The organism is Mesorhizobium sp. L103C131B0 (assembly GCF_000502275.1).
In the GTDB taxonomy this organism is placed as follows: domain Bacteria; phylum Pseudomonadota; class Alphaproteobacteria; order Rhizobiales; family Rhizobiaceae; genus Mesorhizobium.
On sequence record NZ_AYXC01000001.1, the window covers coordinates 165320 to 179088 of the forward strand.

At 63.1% G+C, this 13769-nt stretch carries 15 protein-coding genes; 12 read left to right on the plus strand and 3 right to left on the minus strand.

Translation table 11 applies throughout. The features are described 5' to 3' along the window. Positions 1 to 164 precede the first annotated feature (164 nt). The 9 genes from X730_RS163295 (at position 165) to X730_RS163255 (ending at position 7996) form a co-directional block, all read left to right on the plus strand. Positions 165 to 404 carry a BrnA antitoxin family protein gene (locus tag X730_RS163295; protein ID WP_023683720.1) on the plus strand — a complete coding sequence of 80 codons (240 nt, stop codon included), beginning with the start codon at positions 165 to 167 and terminating at the stop codon, positions 402 to 404. A 103-nt stretch (positions 405 to 507) separates the two neighbouring features. Beyond that, positions 508 to 1392 (plus strand): prolipoprotein diacylglyceryl transferase, encoded by an 885-nt coding sequence (gene lgt, locus X730_RS163290; protein ID WP_023713942.1) that lies wholly within the window; start codon positions 508 to 510, stop codon positions 1390 to 1392. Next, positions 1389 to 2453 (plus strand): class I SAM-dependent methyltransferase, encoded by a 1065-nt coding sequence (locus tag X730_RS163285; protein WP_023825355.1) that lies wholly within the window; start codon positions 1389 to 1391, stop codon positions 2451 to 2453. Before lgt ends, X730_RS163285 begins: the two co-directional genes overlap by 4 nt. A gap of 151 nt (positions 2454 to 2604) precedes the next feature. Next, positions 2605 to 3399, plus strand: coding sequence for a peptidoglycan editing factor PgeF (gene pgeF, locus X730_RS163280; protein WP_023695793.1), 795 nt, complete (start codon positions 2605 to 2607; stop codon positions 3397 to 3399). Next, positions 3399 to 4550, plus strand: a complete 1152-nt coding sequence (locus tag X730_RS163275; protein WP_023695794.1) for a Xaa-Pro peptidase family protein — start codon at positions 3399 to 3401, stop codon at positions 4548 to 4550. The genes pgeF and X730_RS163275 overlap by 1 nt, the downstream gene beginning before the upstream one ends. A 55-nt stretch (positions 4551 to 4605) precedes the next feature. After that, the gene (locus tag X730_RS163270; RefSeq protein WP_023825356.1) at positions 4606 to 5193 is read left to right on the plus strand and encodes a hypothetical protein; all 588 of its coding nucleotides are present in this window, start codon (positions 4606 to 4608) and stop codon (positions 5191 to 5193) included. Between the two features lie 141 nt (positions 5194 to 5334). After that, positions 5335 to 6270, plus strand: coding sequence for a ribose-phosphate pyrophosphokinase (locus tag X730_RS163265; protein WP_023686119.1), 936 nt, complete (start codon positions 5335 to 5337; stop codon positions 6268 to 6270). Positions 6271 to 6362: 92 nt separating this feature from the next. After that, entirely contained in the window at positions 6363 to 6878 is a 516-nt protein-coding gene (locus X730_RS163260) for a hypothetical protein (RefSeq protein WP_023825357.1), read from the plus strand. A gap of 146 nt (positions 6879 to 7024) precedes the next feature. Next, entirely contained in the window at positions 7025 to 7996 is a 972-nt protein-coding gene (locus X730_RS163255; RefSeq protein ID WP_023825358.1) for a tripartite tricarboxylate transporter substrate binding protein, read from the plus strand. Between the two features lie 35 nt (positions 7997 to 8031). On the opposite strand, the gene X730_RS163250 is transcribed toward X730_RS163255, so the two are convergent. Then, positions 8032 to 8904 carry a helix-turn-helix transcriptional regulator gene (locus tag X730_RS163250; RefSeq protein ID WP_023825359.1) on the minus strand — a complete coding sequence of 291 codons (873 nt, stop codon included), beginning with the start codon at positions 8902 to 8904 and terminating at the stop codon, positions 8032 to 8034. A 203-nt stretch (positions 8905 to 9107) separates the two neighbouring features. On the opposite strand from X730_RS163250, the gene X730_RS163245 reads away from it, so the two are divergent. Together X730_RS163245 and X730_RS163240 are read left to right on the plus strand one after the other, a co-directional pair. Further along, the gene (locus X730_RS163245; RefSeq protein ID WP_023825360.1) at positions 9108 to 10349 is read left to right on the plus strand and encodes an MFS transporter; all 1242 of its coding nucleotides are present in this window, start codon (positions 9108 to 9110) and stop codon (positions 10347 to 10349) included. 141 nt (positions 10350 to 10490) lie between these two features. After that, a complete protein-coding gene (locus X730_RS163240; RefSeq protein WP_023825361.1) occupies positions 10491 to 11405 on the plus strand; it encodes an alpha/beta hydrolase in 915 nt (304 codons plus the stop codon). Between the two features lie 99 nt (positions 11406 to 11504). Here the strand turns inward: X730_RS163240 and X730_RS163235 are convergent, their stop codons facing one another. Further along, positions 11505 to 12347 (minus strand): alpha/beta hydrolase, encoded by an 843-nt coding sequence (locus X730_RS163235; protein ID WP_155921599.1) that lies wholly within the window; start codon positions 12345 to 12347, stop codon positions 11505 to 11507. A 150-nt stretch (positions 12348 to 12497) separates the two neighbouring features. Between X730_RS163235 and X730_RS163230 the strand changes: the two genes are divergently transcribed. Then, on the plus strand, positions 12498 to 12929 hold the full coding sequence (locus X730_RS163230; RefSeq protein WP_023670043.1) for a MarR family transcriptional regulator: 432 nt from the start codon (positions 12498 to 12500) through the stop codon (positions 12927 to 12929). A gap of 22 nt (positions 12930 to 12951) precedes the next feature. On the opposite strand, the gene X730_RS163225 is transcribed toward X730_RS163230, so the two are convergent. Further along, complete coding sequence (locus X730_RS163225; protein ID WP_023691578.1) at positions 12952 to 13713, minus strand: glutamine amidotransferase; 762 nt, start codon at positions 13711 to 13713, stop codon at positions 12952 to 12954. Between the last annotated feature and the right edge of the window lie 56 nt (positions 13714 to 13769).

The following is a 13769-nucleotide window of genomic DNA, read 5'->3' on the forward strand; positions in this document are numbered from 1 at the left end:
GCGGGCCGGGTCTAGCCTGGCGACGAGGTGCTGGACAGGCTTGAAGCCAAATACAGGGCAATGGCAGAGAGAACCAAGTGAAGTTACTGGTCTTCACAGACCAGCGGCCTAGTTTTCCTCACGACTTGCTCCAGGCAAGAGTCACTCTCATTCAGGATCAACCAATGGCAACGCCCCCGCGCCGACCGACCAATCCGATGGAAGCCGCTGAAGCGGCCTTCAAGCCGGTCAAGAAACCCGCGCCTCCCATTCGCGAACCCTCCGCCGCACCAAACGTTCGCGAGCTTGTCTCGATCAGGATCGATCGCGCCGTGCTCGACCATTTCCAGGAAGATGGCCCCGGCTGGCAAGACAGGATCAACGATGCGCTCAGGCAATTGGTCGCCGGCAAGCCGCAGGGTTGAGCCCATTATCTCTGACGATCAGGCTGTCGTCACCTTGCCTTGACCCCGCCAAAACCCTGCCGCATGGTCCGCGCCCTAACGCGAGCCCTCCCAGGAGATCCTGTTGAACGACTATTTCCCGCTGCCGATGGCGTCGCTGTCCTTCCCCAACATCGACCCGATCCTGGTTCAGATCGGCCCGCTGGCTGTGCACTGGTACGGCATCGGCTATATCGTCGGCATCCTGTTCGCCTGGTGGTACGCCAAGCGGCTCGTCACCAACACAAGGCTGTGGCCTGATGGCGTCTTGCCGATGAAGCCGATCGACCTCGACGATTTCATCGTCTGGGCCGCCGTCGGCGTCGTGCTCGGCGGACGCACCGGCTATGTGCTTTTCTACGATTTAAAGCGCTATATCGACCACCCGCTCGACATCTTCGCCGTCTGGCAGGGCGGCATGTCGTTCCATGGCGGCCTGCTTGGCGTCATCCTCGCCATGACGCTGTTTTCCCTCAAGCGCGGCATCCGCACCTGGACGCTGTTCGACGTGGTGGCAGCCGGCGTGCCGGTCGGGCTCGGCCTCGTCCGCATCGCGAACTTCGTCAATGCCGAACTCTGGGGTCGCGTGACCGACGTGTCGTGGGGCGTCGTCTTCTGCAACGAGCGTCTCCAGCAGACCGTGGCGGGTTGTGTCGCGGGCCTGGAGCCTCGCCATCCGAGCCAGCTCTACGAAGCGCTACTCGAGGGCGCGGTGCTGTTCCTGGTCCTGCGCTTCCTCACCCATTCGCGGCTGAAGCTGAAGACGTCGCGCTTTGTCGGCGGCGCCTTCATTTGCGGCTACGGCCTGTCACGCATCTTCGTCGAGTTCTTCCGCGAGCCCGACCAGCAGCTCGGCTACCTCCTCGGCGGCTGGCTCACCATGGGCATGGTGCTGTCGCTGCCGATGGTGCTAGCCGGCATCTGGGCGATGGCCACCGCCAAACCGGCGCCGCAACCACAGCCGGCATGACACGGCTGAAGACCCGCATCGTCGACCTGATCGGCGCGCTCGGGCCCCTCCCCGTCAACGAGTACATGGCGCTCTGCCTTTTCGATCCCAGCGACGGCTACTACACCACGCGCGAGCCGTTCGGCGCCGCCGGCGACTTCGTCACCGCACCCGAGATCAGCCAGATGTTCGGCGAACTCGTCGCCGTCTGGCTCTATCAGGCCTGGCTGGCGATCGGCCGACCCCTGCCGGTCACCATCGCGGAGATCGGGCCTGGCCGCGGCACGCTGATGAAGGACATGCTTCGCACCCTGACGCGGCTCGATCCGGCTATCGCCGCCAGAGCCTCCTTCGCTCTGGTCGAGACCAGTCCGCGGCTGACTGAAATCCAGAAGCAGACGCTTGCCGAAACTTCGGTTGAGCTCGGCTGGCACGAAACCATCGCCACACTACCGCAGGCGCCGTTGCTGATTGTCGGCAACGAATTGTTCGACGCTGTGCCGATCCGCCAGTTCATCCGCGCCGGCGCCGGCTGGCGCGAACGGGTGATCGGCCTCGACGTCTCAGACGAGTTGAGCTTCTTCGCCGGCGCCGGCTCGGTCGAGGCGACGCTGCTGCCGGAAGACGCCGCCGAGGCGCCACAAGGCTCTATTTTCGAAATAGCACCGGCCCGCGCGGCACTGATGGCGACCATTGTCGAACGCATAGCCGACCACGGCGGCGCCGGGCTGTTCCCTGATTACGGCCATCTCCAGCCCGGTTTCGGCGACACATTGCAGGCCGTGCGCAGACACGCCCCAGAAGATGTGCTGGCCAATCCCGGCGAAGCCGATCTCACCGCCCATGTCGACTTCGCGGCACTGGCCGCCGTCGTGCGGGCACATGGCCTCGATGTGGAATTGGCGACGCAGGGCGACTTTCTGCTTGGCATGGGATTGCTTGAGCGAGCTGGCCAGTTGGGCAGCCAGGCAAGCCAAGAGGCACGACAAACCATTGCCGATGCTGTCGAGCGCCTGGCCGGATCCGACGGCATGGGCACGCTGTTCAAAATCCTGAAAATCCTGCCGCATCAGCCAGTCTGACTCTCAGAGATCGTTACAAGCCGTCCCGCGACGCCGCCTATGGTCGCATGCCTGCTTTTGGCCAATGCAAAGTCGACGCGGCAGCACTGTCGCAATCACTCGGCCGAACTTCGCCTTGACGAAAACGCCGGCGCGGACAACAAACCCATCCATGCTGAATCAGACCAAACCGGATCCTGTTCGCTCGCCGCTGCTGGAAGCGGCCAAGCCGCGAGGTATCCGCCATGGCTATTTCACCCGTATCGGCGGCGTCTCCGGCGGCATCTATCAGGGACTTAACATCGGCACCGGCTCGGATGACGATCAGATGCTGGTCGCCGAGAACCGCCGCCGCGTCGCTGCCTGGATGGGTGTGCCGGCCAGCCATCTCCTGACCGCGCATCAGGTCCACTCGCCCGATGTCGTTATTGCCAGGGAACCCTTTCCCGGCCCGCGGCCCAAGGCCGACGCCATCGTCACCGACCGGCCGGGCATCGCCATCGGCGCCTCGACGGCCGATTGCGGCCCCGTGCTGTTCGCCGATGCGCAAGCGCGCATCATTGGCGCAGCGCATGCCGGCTGGAAGGGCGCTTTTACCGGCGTGCTTGAAAACACCATTGCCGCGATGGAAAGCCTTGGCGCCCGCCGTGAGCGCATCATTGCGGTTCTCGGTCCTTCGATCGGCCCCGACAATTACGAGGTCGGGCCGGAATTCGTCGCCCGTTTCGTCGAAGCCGATGCCGAAAACATCGGCTATTTCGCGCCTTCGGCCAATCCGGCGCATGCAATGTTCGATCTCAACCTCTATACGGTCGACCGGCTGAAGAAGGCTGGCGTGACCGCGCAGGGGCTTGGCCGCTGCACCTATGCTGAGGAGGATCTCTTCTTTTCCTACCGGCGCGCGACGCATCGCAAGGAACCGGACTACGGTCGGCAGGTTTCGGCAATTGTTTTGGAGAACGGATAATGGCGCTGCATTTCGAACGGTCGGAATTTGACGCCCGGCGTGACCGGTTGATGATCGAGATGACGGAAAAGAAGCTCGATGCTGTACTGCTTTTCGCCCAGGAGAGCATGTACTGGCTAACCGGCTACGACACGTTCGGCTTCTGTTTCTTCCAGTGCCTGGTTATGAAGGCTGACGGCTCTATGGTGCTGCTCACCCGCTCGGCCGATTTGCGCCAGGCGCGCCACACATCGATCATCGACAACATCGTGCTGTGGACCGACCGCGACGGCGCCAACCCGGCGGTCGACCTGCGCAACCTGCTCAACGACCTCAATCTCCTCGGCGCTCGCATCGGCGTCGAATACGACACCCATGGCCTGACCGCCTTCAATGGCCGCCGCGTCGACGAGCAGCTGCAGACCTTCGGCCAGATCGCCGACGCCTCCGGTATTGTCGGCCGTCTGCGCCTGTTCAAGAGCCCGGCTGAAATCGCCAAGGCCGAAAAGGCCGCCAACCTTTCCGACGACGCGCTCGAAGCGGCCCTGCCGCTGATCAAGCAGGGCGGCGACGAAGCGCTGATCCTTGCCGCCATGCAGGGCGCGGTGTTTGCCGGCGGCGGCGACTATCCGGCCAATGAATTCATCATCGGCTCGGGCATCGACGCGCTGCTCTGCCGCTACAAGGCCGGGCGCCGCAAGCTGACCAAGAACGATCAGCTGACGCTCGAATGGGCCGGCGTGTTCCATCACTATCACGCGCCGATGATGCGCACCGTGCTGACCGGCAAGGCGTCGAAGCGTCATCAGGAGCTGTTCGACGCCGCCCGCGCGGCTCTTCTGGCGGTCGAGAAGGCGATGACGCCCGGCAACACCTTCGGCGACGTCTTCGACGCGCATGCCCGCACGCTGGAGGCGCACAGCCTGACCAAGCATCGGTTGAATGCCTGCGGCTATTCCGTCGGCGCCCGCTTCACCCCGTCCTGGATGGACATGCCGATGTTCTACCAGGGCAATCCCGAGCCGATCGCGCCCAACATGACATTGTTCGCGCACATGATCATCATGGACTCCGAAACCGAGACGGCGATGACGCTTGGCCGCACCTACCTGACCACCGAATCCCAGCCGAAGCCGCTTTCACGCCATGATCTCGACTTGATCGTACAGTGAATCCATAATGGTTGGTCCACGCGGGGGCGTTCACGACTAAGGAGTTTTCGGGCAGATGAGACGATCGCATGTGACGACCGTGTCATTGCTCGCAGCGCTTGTGCTAGCCGCTTGCACCAACGCCAAGGACGTCCTTGAGCCGTCCGCCATCACGCCGCCGGCAGCCTCGGCTCAGCCCTTGGCCGCCCCGGGCATTGCGCCCGCCGCCACACCAGCGCCGGCCGTCGGCGCCACGACACCCGCCAACCCCGCGCAGAGCGCCGCCGCTTCGTCGAAGACCCGGCTGCAGATCGCGCCGATCGTCGGCGCCTCGGTGGAAGCGGCAACGCCGCTGACGGCCGAACTGCAGACACGCGCCAAGCAGCGCGGCATCACCCTTGCCGGCAGCGCCGACCAAGCCGCCACCCATGTGCTGAAGGGCTACTTCTCGACGATGACGGAAGGCAAGGACACCACCGTTATCTATGTCTGGGACGTCTATGACCCCGCCGGCAACCGGCTACACCGCATCAATGGCCAGCAGAAGGCGCCCTCGGTCAATGCCGCCGAAGGCTGGCCCGCGGTTGCACCCGCTACCATGCAGGCGATCGCCGACCAGACGATCGACCAGTTCGCGGCCTGGCTCGGCGGCAGCGCCGGCTGATCCGCCTGTTACCGGCTCCCGTTCACTGTTGACGTTTTTGAGATTAGCCGGCGGATTCCCGTCAACGAGGCTTGCAATACCGGCACGGCTCGCTACAAGCCCGATTAAGAGGACCTCCCCATCCTTCGCCAGGAACGGTGCATGAAGCTTTTCGCGGGCAATTCCAACCGGGTGCTGGCCGAAGCGGTCGCCCGCTATCTCAATGTCCCGCTGGGCAAGGCCAGCGTCAGACGCTTCGCCGATCAGGAAATCTTCGTCGAAATCCAGGAAAACGTGCGCGGCGAGGATGTCTTCATCCTGCAGTCGACCTCGTTCCCGACCAACGATCATCTGATGGAACTGCTCATCATGATCGATGCCTTCATGCGCTCCTCGGCCAAGCGCATCACCGCGGTCATCCCATATTTCGGTTACGCCAGGCAGGATCGCCGGGCCTCGGGCCGCACACCGATCTCGGCGAAGCTGGTCGCCAACATGATCACCCGCGCCGGCGTCGACCGCGTCTTGACGCTCGACCTCCATGCTGGCCAGATCCAGGGTTTTTTCGACATTCCGACCGACAATCTGTTCTCGGTGCCGGTGATGGCCCGTGACGTGAAGGCAAAATACAAACAGCTTGCCAATGTCGTCGTCGTCTCGCCCGACATCGGCGGCGTGGTGCGCGCCCGCGCGCTCGCCAAACGCTTCGACGCACAACTGGCCATCGTCGACAAGCGCCGCGAACGTCCCGGTGAATCCGAAGTGATGAACATCATCGGCGCGGTCGCCGGCAAGGATTGCCTGCTGATCGACGACATCGTCGATTCCGGCGGCACGCTGTGCAACGCCGCCGATGCGCTGCTCGCCAACGGCGCTACCAGCGTCACCGCCTATATCACCCACGGCGTGCTGTCGGGCGGTGCGGTCGCCCGGATCAGCGGCTCGAAGCTGCAGGAACTGGTGATCACCGATTCCATCCAGCCGACGCAAGGCGTGCTCGACGCCCCGAATATCCGCGTCATCTCCATCGCCGACCTGATGGGCGAGGCGATTTCGCGCACAGCGACCGAAGAGTCCGTGTCGAGCCTGTTCGATTAATCCATGTTGCCCAAAAGCGTGCCCACGGGCCTGGCTCGGGGGTAATCTCCTTTTTGGAATCTGCCCCAAACCGTCGTGAAAGGAGCCAGCTGATGCGCAATCGAATCAAGGCTGCAGGCATCGCAGGAATGCTTCTCGCAATCGGCATCGCCAGCGCGGCCTATGCGCCGACAATCGCTCCGGTTTCGACCGCGCAGGCGCAAACGGAATATCTTCCCACCGAAAAGGATTTCATCGGCAAATGGAGCATCGCAGGGTCCGCAATCCGGCCACCGCGTGATCTGAAAGAGCCGGCGAAGCCCGACCAGGAAGCGTCTGCGACCGAATTTCAGCAGACTGTGACCGCCTTTTACGGCGCCTCCGACTATCTGGAGATCACGGCGGACGGCCGCTACAATTTTCACCAACCGGGTGACCCAGCATCGGGGCCTTGCGTCTGGTGCGGGACATGGTCGTTCAAGAACGATTCCCTGTGGCTCGAACTGGACACGGCGCCCAGGCTCGACATCTACGCCGAGGGCGGCGACATGCAGATGACCTACACGGCCGAGCCTGAAGAGACGTCACGATACAAATGGCTTGTTTTCAGCTGGACCAAGGCTGATTGAACTGAGGGGTGAGGCGTTCTCGCGCACGCCAACCGAAGCATCGGTGTCAAGCCCGATCTCCTGAGGCGGGCAGTCAGTCCATGGTTGCATTGTGCGAGGAGTTCACCATGGCCATACTGCCCCTCCAATCAACGGAGGAGTAGCAGATGCGGCGTAGGACTTTGCTCGGGCTCGCGGTTTCCATCGCAGCCACCCTTTCAGCACCGGCGGCCTGGGCCGCCGATTTTCCGAACCGGACCATCACCATGGTTGTCCCCTTTTCCGCCGGTGGCTCGACGGATCTGGTCGCGCGCCTGGTCGCCAACAAGATGTCCGAAAAGCTGGGCCAGCAGATTGTCGTCGAAAATGTCGGCGGCGCCGGGGGCAGCATCGGCGCTGCCCAGGTCGCCCGAGCCGAACCGGACGGCTACACGATCCTGATGGGCACGGTCGCAACCCACGCGCTCAACCCGCTGATCCTGAAGACAAAGCCCTACGATGCGGAGAAGGATTTTGCGCCGATATCGTTGCTCGTGCTGGTGCCAAACGTCCTGGTCGTGAACCCTGAATTCCCTGCCAAGGACGTCAAGGAACTGATCGAGATGCTGAAGAAGGATCCGGACAAATATGCCTACGCCTCATCAGGCAATGGCACCCCGCTCCATCTCTCCGGCGAGCTTTTCAAGACGATGGCCGGCGTCAGCATGCAGCACATTCCCTACAAGGGCGCCGGACCGGCCTTGAACGACGTTATCGGCAATCAGGTGCCGATGATGTTCGACAACCTCCCCTCTTCATCGGGCCATATCAAGAGCGGGACGCTGAGAGCGCTTGGCGTCACCACCAAGGAGCGCGTTCCCTCCTTCCCCGACATACCGGCCATTGCCGAAACCATTCCCGGCTATGAAACCTACAGCTGGAACGCTCTGTTCGCGCCCGCAGGCACGCCGCCGGAGGTCGTCGCCGTTCTTCAGAAGGCGGCAGTTGAAGCCCTGAAAGACCCTGATGTGATCGCCCGCATGGCCCAGTTCAGCGCCTCGATCGTGGCCTCCACCCCGGAAGAGCTTGGAGCGCATGTGAAGGCCGAACTCGCCAAATGGGAACCGATCGTCAAGGCCAGCGGCGTTCAGCTGGACTAGGGCCTACGACAAAGTGCTGCGGGCTTTTCCTGGCGTTACGGCGCCGGGGCCTCAAGCCGAGGCTGAGCCCGCCGCATGCCTTCGTCGCGGGCGCCGCGCATATAGCCGCGCGGCGAGGCGCCGAGCATGCGCTTGAACATGGTTATGAATGCCGGCACGCTGTCATAACCGAGGTCGAGCGCCACCCTGGTGATCGGCTCGCCGTCGGCGAGCCTGGGAAGTGCCGCGAACAGGCAGGCCTGCTGGCGCCATGTCGACAAGGACAGTCCGGTCTGGCGGTGGAAGGCACGGGTGAAGGAGCGCCGGCTCATCCCCGCGGCATCGGCCCACTCGTCGATCGTGGCATGCGGCGACGGTGCCGCCACGAAGCGTCGGCAGAGCGCCGCCAGCCTGGGATCAGACGGGAACGGCAGGCCGAGCGGCCGTTCCGGCAAGGTCGGGATCTCGTGCAGCAAGAGGTTCATGATCAACCCGCCGCGGCCTTCCAGTTCGCCGCCTTGCGGCAGCTTTTCCGATTCGACGATCAGGCTGTGCATCAGCTCCGTGATGCCAACGACGCGCAAACCTTCCGGCAGGCCCGGGATCGCGCCCGGCATGACATAGACCGAGCGCATCGAGACATCGCCCAGCATTTCGACGGAATGCTCGGTGCCGGCCGGTATCCACATTGCGTGGTCGGGTGGCACCATCCAGCGCCCGTACCTGGTCGTCACCAGCACGACACCGACCAGCGCATGCAGCAGCTGGCTGCGGCTGTGGCGGTGTTGCGGAACGTGGTAGCCGTCGGGATATTCGGTCGGCAAAGCCACCGCCGGCCCGGAAACCTCCTCCAGCCACTGCCAGCGGCTTTCGTGCAATCGGCCGAGATCGGCATTGCCGGCGCGGAAGATATCCCTGCGATGTGGCATCGGCTATGGCCCACTTGCGAAACTATTGGACCAAACCACGAAAGAAGTCGCCTCGCAAGCAGCTTATAAGGCAGCCATCCCCAAGGCGCTCCGCAGGGGCGTCGCCCCATGCGCTTCAGACGAGCGTCCTTAAGGCGGTCCGCGGGAGCGGCCACCAAGCCTGCCCGCGGGCAAACACCCGCCAAAAGACCTCGGAGCCTGCCTTGACCGATACAGCCACCAGCATTGCACCGCAGCCAAGCGCCAGCCTCCCTTCAGCCCAGGCGACCGCCTTCACCGTCATTCTGGCGGTGAGCTTTTGCCACGGCATCAACGACATCATGCAATCGCTGCTGCCGGCGATCTATCCGCTGCTGAAAGAGAATTACGGTCTCGATTTCTGGCAGATCGGTCTTCTGACCTTCACCTTCCAGGTCACTGCGTCGCTGCTGCAGCCGGTCATCGGCATGATCACCGACAAGCGTCCAATGCCCTATTCGCTGCCCTACGGCATGGCGTCCTCGCTGATTGGCCTGATCGTTCTGGCCTATGCCGGCCACTATGCGCTGCTTCTGGTCGGCGCCTCGCTGATCGGAATCGGCTCGGCGATCTTCCATCCGGAATCCTCGCGCATTGCCCGCTTTGCCTCCGGCGGCCGCTTTGGCCTGGCGCAATCTTTGTTCCAGGTCGGCGGCAATTTCGGCCAGTCGATGGGGCCGCTGCTCGCTGCCTTCATCGTTGTGCCCTTCGGCCAGACCAGCATTTCATGGTTCGCCGTCGGGTCTCTGATCGGCATCATCGTTTTGTCGCGGGTCGGCGGCTGGTACAGCCGGATGCGCGCCGCGCAGGGCAATCGCAAGGCGGCAAGCTTCGTCTCCCCCTTCCCGCGCAAGAAGGTGATGGGAGCGCTGGCGGTGCTGACGCTGCTGGTGCTGACCAAGAACGCCTACATCGCCTCGCTCTCCAGCTACTACACCTTCTATTCCATCCATAAGTTCGGCGTGTCGGTGCAGATGAGCCAGGTCATGCTGTTCCTGTTCCTCGGCGCCTCGGCGCTGGGCATCCTGCTCGGCGGACCGTTCGGCGACCGCTACGGCCAGAAGGCGATGATCTGGTTCTCGATCGTCGGCGTGCTGCCGTTCACGCTGGCGCTGCCCTACGCCAATTTCGAATGGACGATGATGCTGACGGTGCTGATCGGCCTGATCCTGTCCTCGGCCTTCTCCAACATCGTCGTGTTTGCGCAGGAGTTGGTGCCGGGACGTGTCGGCACCATCGCCGGGATCTTCTTCGGCTTCGCCTTCGGCATGGGCGGCATTGCAGCCGCTGTGCTCGGCGTCGTCGCCGACATGAAGGGCATCGATTTCGTCTTCCAGATCTGCTCGTATCTGCCGCTGCTCGGCCTGCTGACGGTGTTCCTGCCCAACATGAAGGAAGCCAGGAAGGCGCAAGCGGCGGCCAGATAAAACCGGTCGATTTTGCGGATTTGACGCAGGGCGCGGCATTGCTGCGCCCTCTGTGATTCTTTCACCATGCGCTGGTTGAAAAGCCTGCTAGAGATAGTCATCAACGAAGGCTTGGGGCCTTCGACGTCTCTGGGGGATGACATGCGCAAGATCGTATTGGCCGTATTGGGTGTGCTTCTTGTTACCTTGCCGGCGACGGCACGCATCGTTCCCTTTCCGCCGGGTTTCAAGACGCAGTCCGTCGAAACCAACGGCACCAAACTCTATGTGCGCGTTGGCGGCAAGGGTCCCGCCGTCGTGCTGCTGCACGGCTTTGCCGATACCGGAGACATGTGGGGCGCCGCGGCCATCGCCCTCGCAAAGGACCACACCGTCATCGTGCCGGACCTGCGCGGCATGGGTCTGTCGGCCCACCCGGAAGCGGGCTACGCCAAGAAGAGCCAGGCCGTCGACATCGCCGGCGTGTTGGATGCCCTGAAGATCGACAAGGCAGATCTCGTCACCCACGACATCGGCAACATGGTCGGCTATGCGCTTGCCGCGCAATATCCCAAGCGCATCACCAAATGGGTCATCATCGATGCGCCGCTGCCCGGCATCGGCGATTGGGAAAAGATCAAGCAAAGCCCACTGCTTTGGCACTTCAACTTCCGCGGCCCGGATATGGAGCGGCTGGTCGCAGGGCGCGAGCGCATCTATCTCGATCGCTTCTACAACGAACTGTCGGCTGACCCCAAGAAGATCGACGAGGCCACGCGCAAGCACTACGCCAGACTCTATGCCCGCCCGCATGCGATGCATGACGCTTTCGAGCAGTTCAAGGCGTTTGACCAGGACGCGATCGACAACCAGGCGATGCTTGCCGCCGGCGGCAAACTGACCATGCCGGTGCTGGCTGTCGGCGGTGAAAAATCCGCCGGCACCACGCAGGCCGATCTCCTGCGGCTTGTTGCGACCCATGTCACGAGCGGCATCGTGCCCGCTTCCGGACACTGGATCATGGAGGAAAACCCCGACGCGACCGTCAAGCTGATCACTGGTTTTCTCGATAAATAAGGCACCGCCTCGCTGACATTTCGATGAAAGCAAAGGCACCCGCCCGGCGGCGGGTGCCTTGCTTATCCGACTGGATGATGTCTATTCAACTGAACGGTTCTACGCCTTGAAGAAGGCCAGCAGGTCGGCGTTGATGACATCGGCATGGGTGGTCGCCATGCCATGCGGGAAGCCCTTGTAGATCTTGAGCTCGCCCTTCTTGAGCAGCTTGACCGAGAGCAGGGCAGAGTCGGCGATGGGAACGATCTGGTCGTCGTCGCCATGCATGACCAGCACCGGCACGTCGATGGCCTTCAGATCGTCGGTGAAGTCGGTTTCCGAGAACGCCTTGATGCAATCATAATGCGCCTTGGTGCCGCCCATCATGCCCTGGCGCCACCAATTCTCGACGACAGCCTGCGATACCTGGGCGCCGGGGCGGTTGAAGCCGTAGAACGGGCCGGCCGCAATATCGTGGAAAAACTGGGCGCGGTTGGCTGCCTGGGCGGAGCGGAAACCATCGAACACCTCGATCGGCAGGCCACCCGGATTGGCCGCCGTCTTCAGCATGATCGGCGGCACCGCGCCGAGCAGTGCGGCCTTGGCGACACGGCCACCGGAACCGTACTTCGCGACATAGCGGGCCACTTCGCCGCCACCGGTGGAATGGCCGACATGGATCGCGTCCTTGAGGTCGAGATGCGCCGCAAGCTCCGCGACATCAGCGGCGTAGGTGTCCATCTCGTTGCCGGTATCGGTCTGGGTGGAGCGGCCATGGCCGCGCCGGTCATGGGCAATGACGCGATAGCCCTTGGACAGGAAGAACAGCATCTGGGCGTCCCAGTCGTCGCTGCTCAGCGGCCAGCCGTGATGGAAGACGATGGGTTGTCCCGTTCCCCAATCCTTGTAGAAAATTTCGGTGCCGTCCTTGGTGGTGATCGTGCTGCTGCCGGGCTTGGTCATCTCGCTCTCCATTGATTGCTTCCGCGATAATCAATATCGCGATAACCATACGACTAGCGCAGGTCCAAATCCTTGTCTACAGAAAATATGTATCGCGATATCATTTTTCGTGGTACATATTGATGTGCTCAGTCGGCAAAGGAATGCCTCGTGCCTCTCCCGTTGGACAACCAGCTCTGCTTCACGCTTTACGCCACCAGCATGGCAATCAATCGCACCTACAAGCCCATGCTGGACGAGATGGGCATCACCTATCCGCAATATCTCGTGCTGAACGCACTTGCCGAAGCCGGCGGGATGTCGGTCGGCTCGATTGCGCACAGGCTCGCTTTGGAATCGAGCACCATCACGCCGCTGGTGAAGCGCATGGAACAGGCCGGTCTCGTCACCCGCCAGCGCAGCCAGACGGACGAGCGCCAAGTGCAGGTCGACCTGACGCCTGCCGGCCGCGCGCTGCTCGTCCAGTGCAACTGCCTCAACGAAACCCTGATCGAACGCTCGGGCATGACGATGGCTGATCTCGATGCCTTGAATCGGCGGATCCAGGCGCTGCGCGAAGCGTTGAGCAGCAAGCCGGACTAGCTGCCCTACAAACACGCCAGGCTTAATCCTTGCCGGCCAGCCAGCGCACGACGTTGCCCATCAGCTTGCCGTAGAGCGGCCAGCCGAGAAAGTCCTGCGACAGCCAGTGCGGGCCGATATCCGTCGCCCAGGCGACAGTGCGGCCGTGGCCAACGCTGCGAGCAGCAAGCAGCGGCCAGTCCGTGCCACGATAATGGCAGGTCGCCAGCAGCTGGGACGAGCCATCGCGCCTGAAATCGAGTTTGTTCATGCCGAGGATCGGCGGCAACGGGCCCGCGACACCGGCAAGGATTGGATGCGACGCCTGAAGGATCGACGGCTGCAGGCCTTGCGGCACTTCCAGCCCGTCCGAGAATGGCAGGCAGCGCACGGGCAGCACGTCCTCGACCGGGGTGTCGTGGAAACGCGCCGTGCCGAACATGCCCTGGAACCCCATATAGCCGCCGGCCAGCATCAGCCCGCCGCCGCCTTCGACATAGGCCTTGAGGACGTCGAGGCGGTTGACGCCGATGCGCCCGGCGCGGGCCTCCGGCGTGACCAGCAAGGTCAGCGCGCCGACATCGGAGATCACCACCGCCTGGTATTCGGCCAGCGCGTCGAGGTCATACGGAAATTCGGCCGCGCAGCGATCGCCACCGATCTGCGTCACCGCTATGCCCTCTGCGGCAAGTGCGGCATTGAAGGCCGTCGCGCCGTTTACCCACGTCGCACTCGTCAGCACATCGCCGCCGGCGGCGACCGAGGTCGTCGCCGCGAAGGTCTCGCCTGCCAGCAAGAGTTTCATCGTCGCCCTCGCACTGTTCGACTGAGGATTGAAAGGCGAGCGCCGGCTCGAACCGG

What these genes read in the sequence shown, in the direction of transcription:
- X730_RS163240 (WP_023825361.1), top strand. Translation starts at nt 10,491, where the DNA reads ATGCGCAAGATCGTATTGGCCGTATTGGGTGTGCTTCTTGTTACCTTG.
- X730_RS163285 (WP_023825355.1), top strand. Translation starts at nt 1,389, where the DNA reads ATGACACGGCTGAAGACCCGCATCGTCGACCTGATCGGCGCGCTCGGG.
- pgeF (WP_023695793.1), top strand. Translation starts at nt 2,605, where the DNA reads ATGCTGAATCAGACCAAACCGGATCCTGTTCGCTCGCCGCTGCTGGAA.
- X730_RS163275 (WP_023695794.1), top strand. Translation starts at nt 3,399, where the DNA reads ATGGCGCTGCATTTCGAACGGTCGGAATTTGACGCCCGGCGTGACCGG.
- X730_RS163295 (WP_023683720.1), top strand. Translation starts at nt 165, where the DNA reads ATGGCAACGCCCCCGCGCCGACCGACCAATCCGATGGAAGCCGCTGAA.
- X730_RS163270 (WP_023825356.1), top strand. Translation starts at nt 4,606, where the DNA reads ATGAGACGATCGCATGTGACGACCGTGTCATTGCTCGCAGCGCTTGTG.
- X730_RS163235 (WP_155921599.1), bottom strand. Translation starts at nt 12,347, where the DNA reads ATGACCAAGCCCGGCAGCAGCACGATCACCACCAAGGACGGCACCGAA.
- X730_RS163255 (WP_023825358.1), top strand. Translation starts at nt 7,025, where the DNA reads ATGCGGCGTAGGACTTTGCTCGGGCTCGCGGTTTCCATCGCAGCCACC.
- X730_RS163250 (WP_023825359.1), bottom strand. Translation starts at nt 8,904, where the DNA reads ATGCCACATCGCAGGGATATCTTCCGCGCCGGCAATGCCGATCTCGGC.
- X730_RS163225 (WP_023691578.1), bottom strand. Translation starts at nt 13,713, where the DNA reads ATGAAACTCTTGCTGGCAGGCGAGACCTTCGCGGCGACGACCTCGGTC.
- X730_RS163260 (WP_023825357.1), top strand. Translation starts at nt 6,363, where the DNA reads ATGCGCAATCGAATCAAGGCTGCAGGCATCGCAGGAATGCTTCTCGCA.
- X730_RS163265 (WP_023686119.1), top strand. Translation starts at nt 5,335, where the DNA reads ATGAAGCTTTTCGCGGGCAATTCCAACCGGGTGCTGGCCGAAGCGGTC.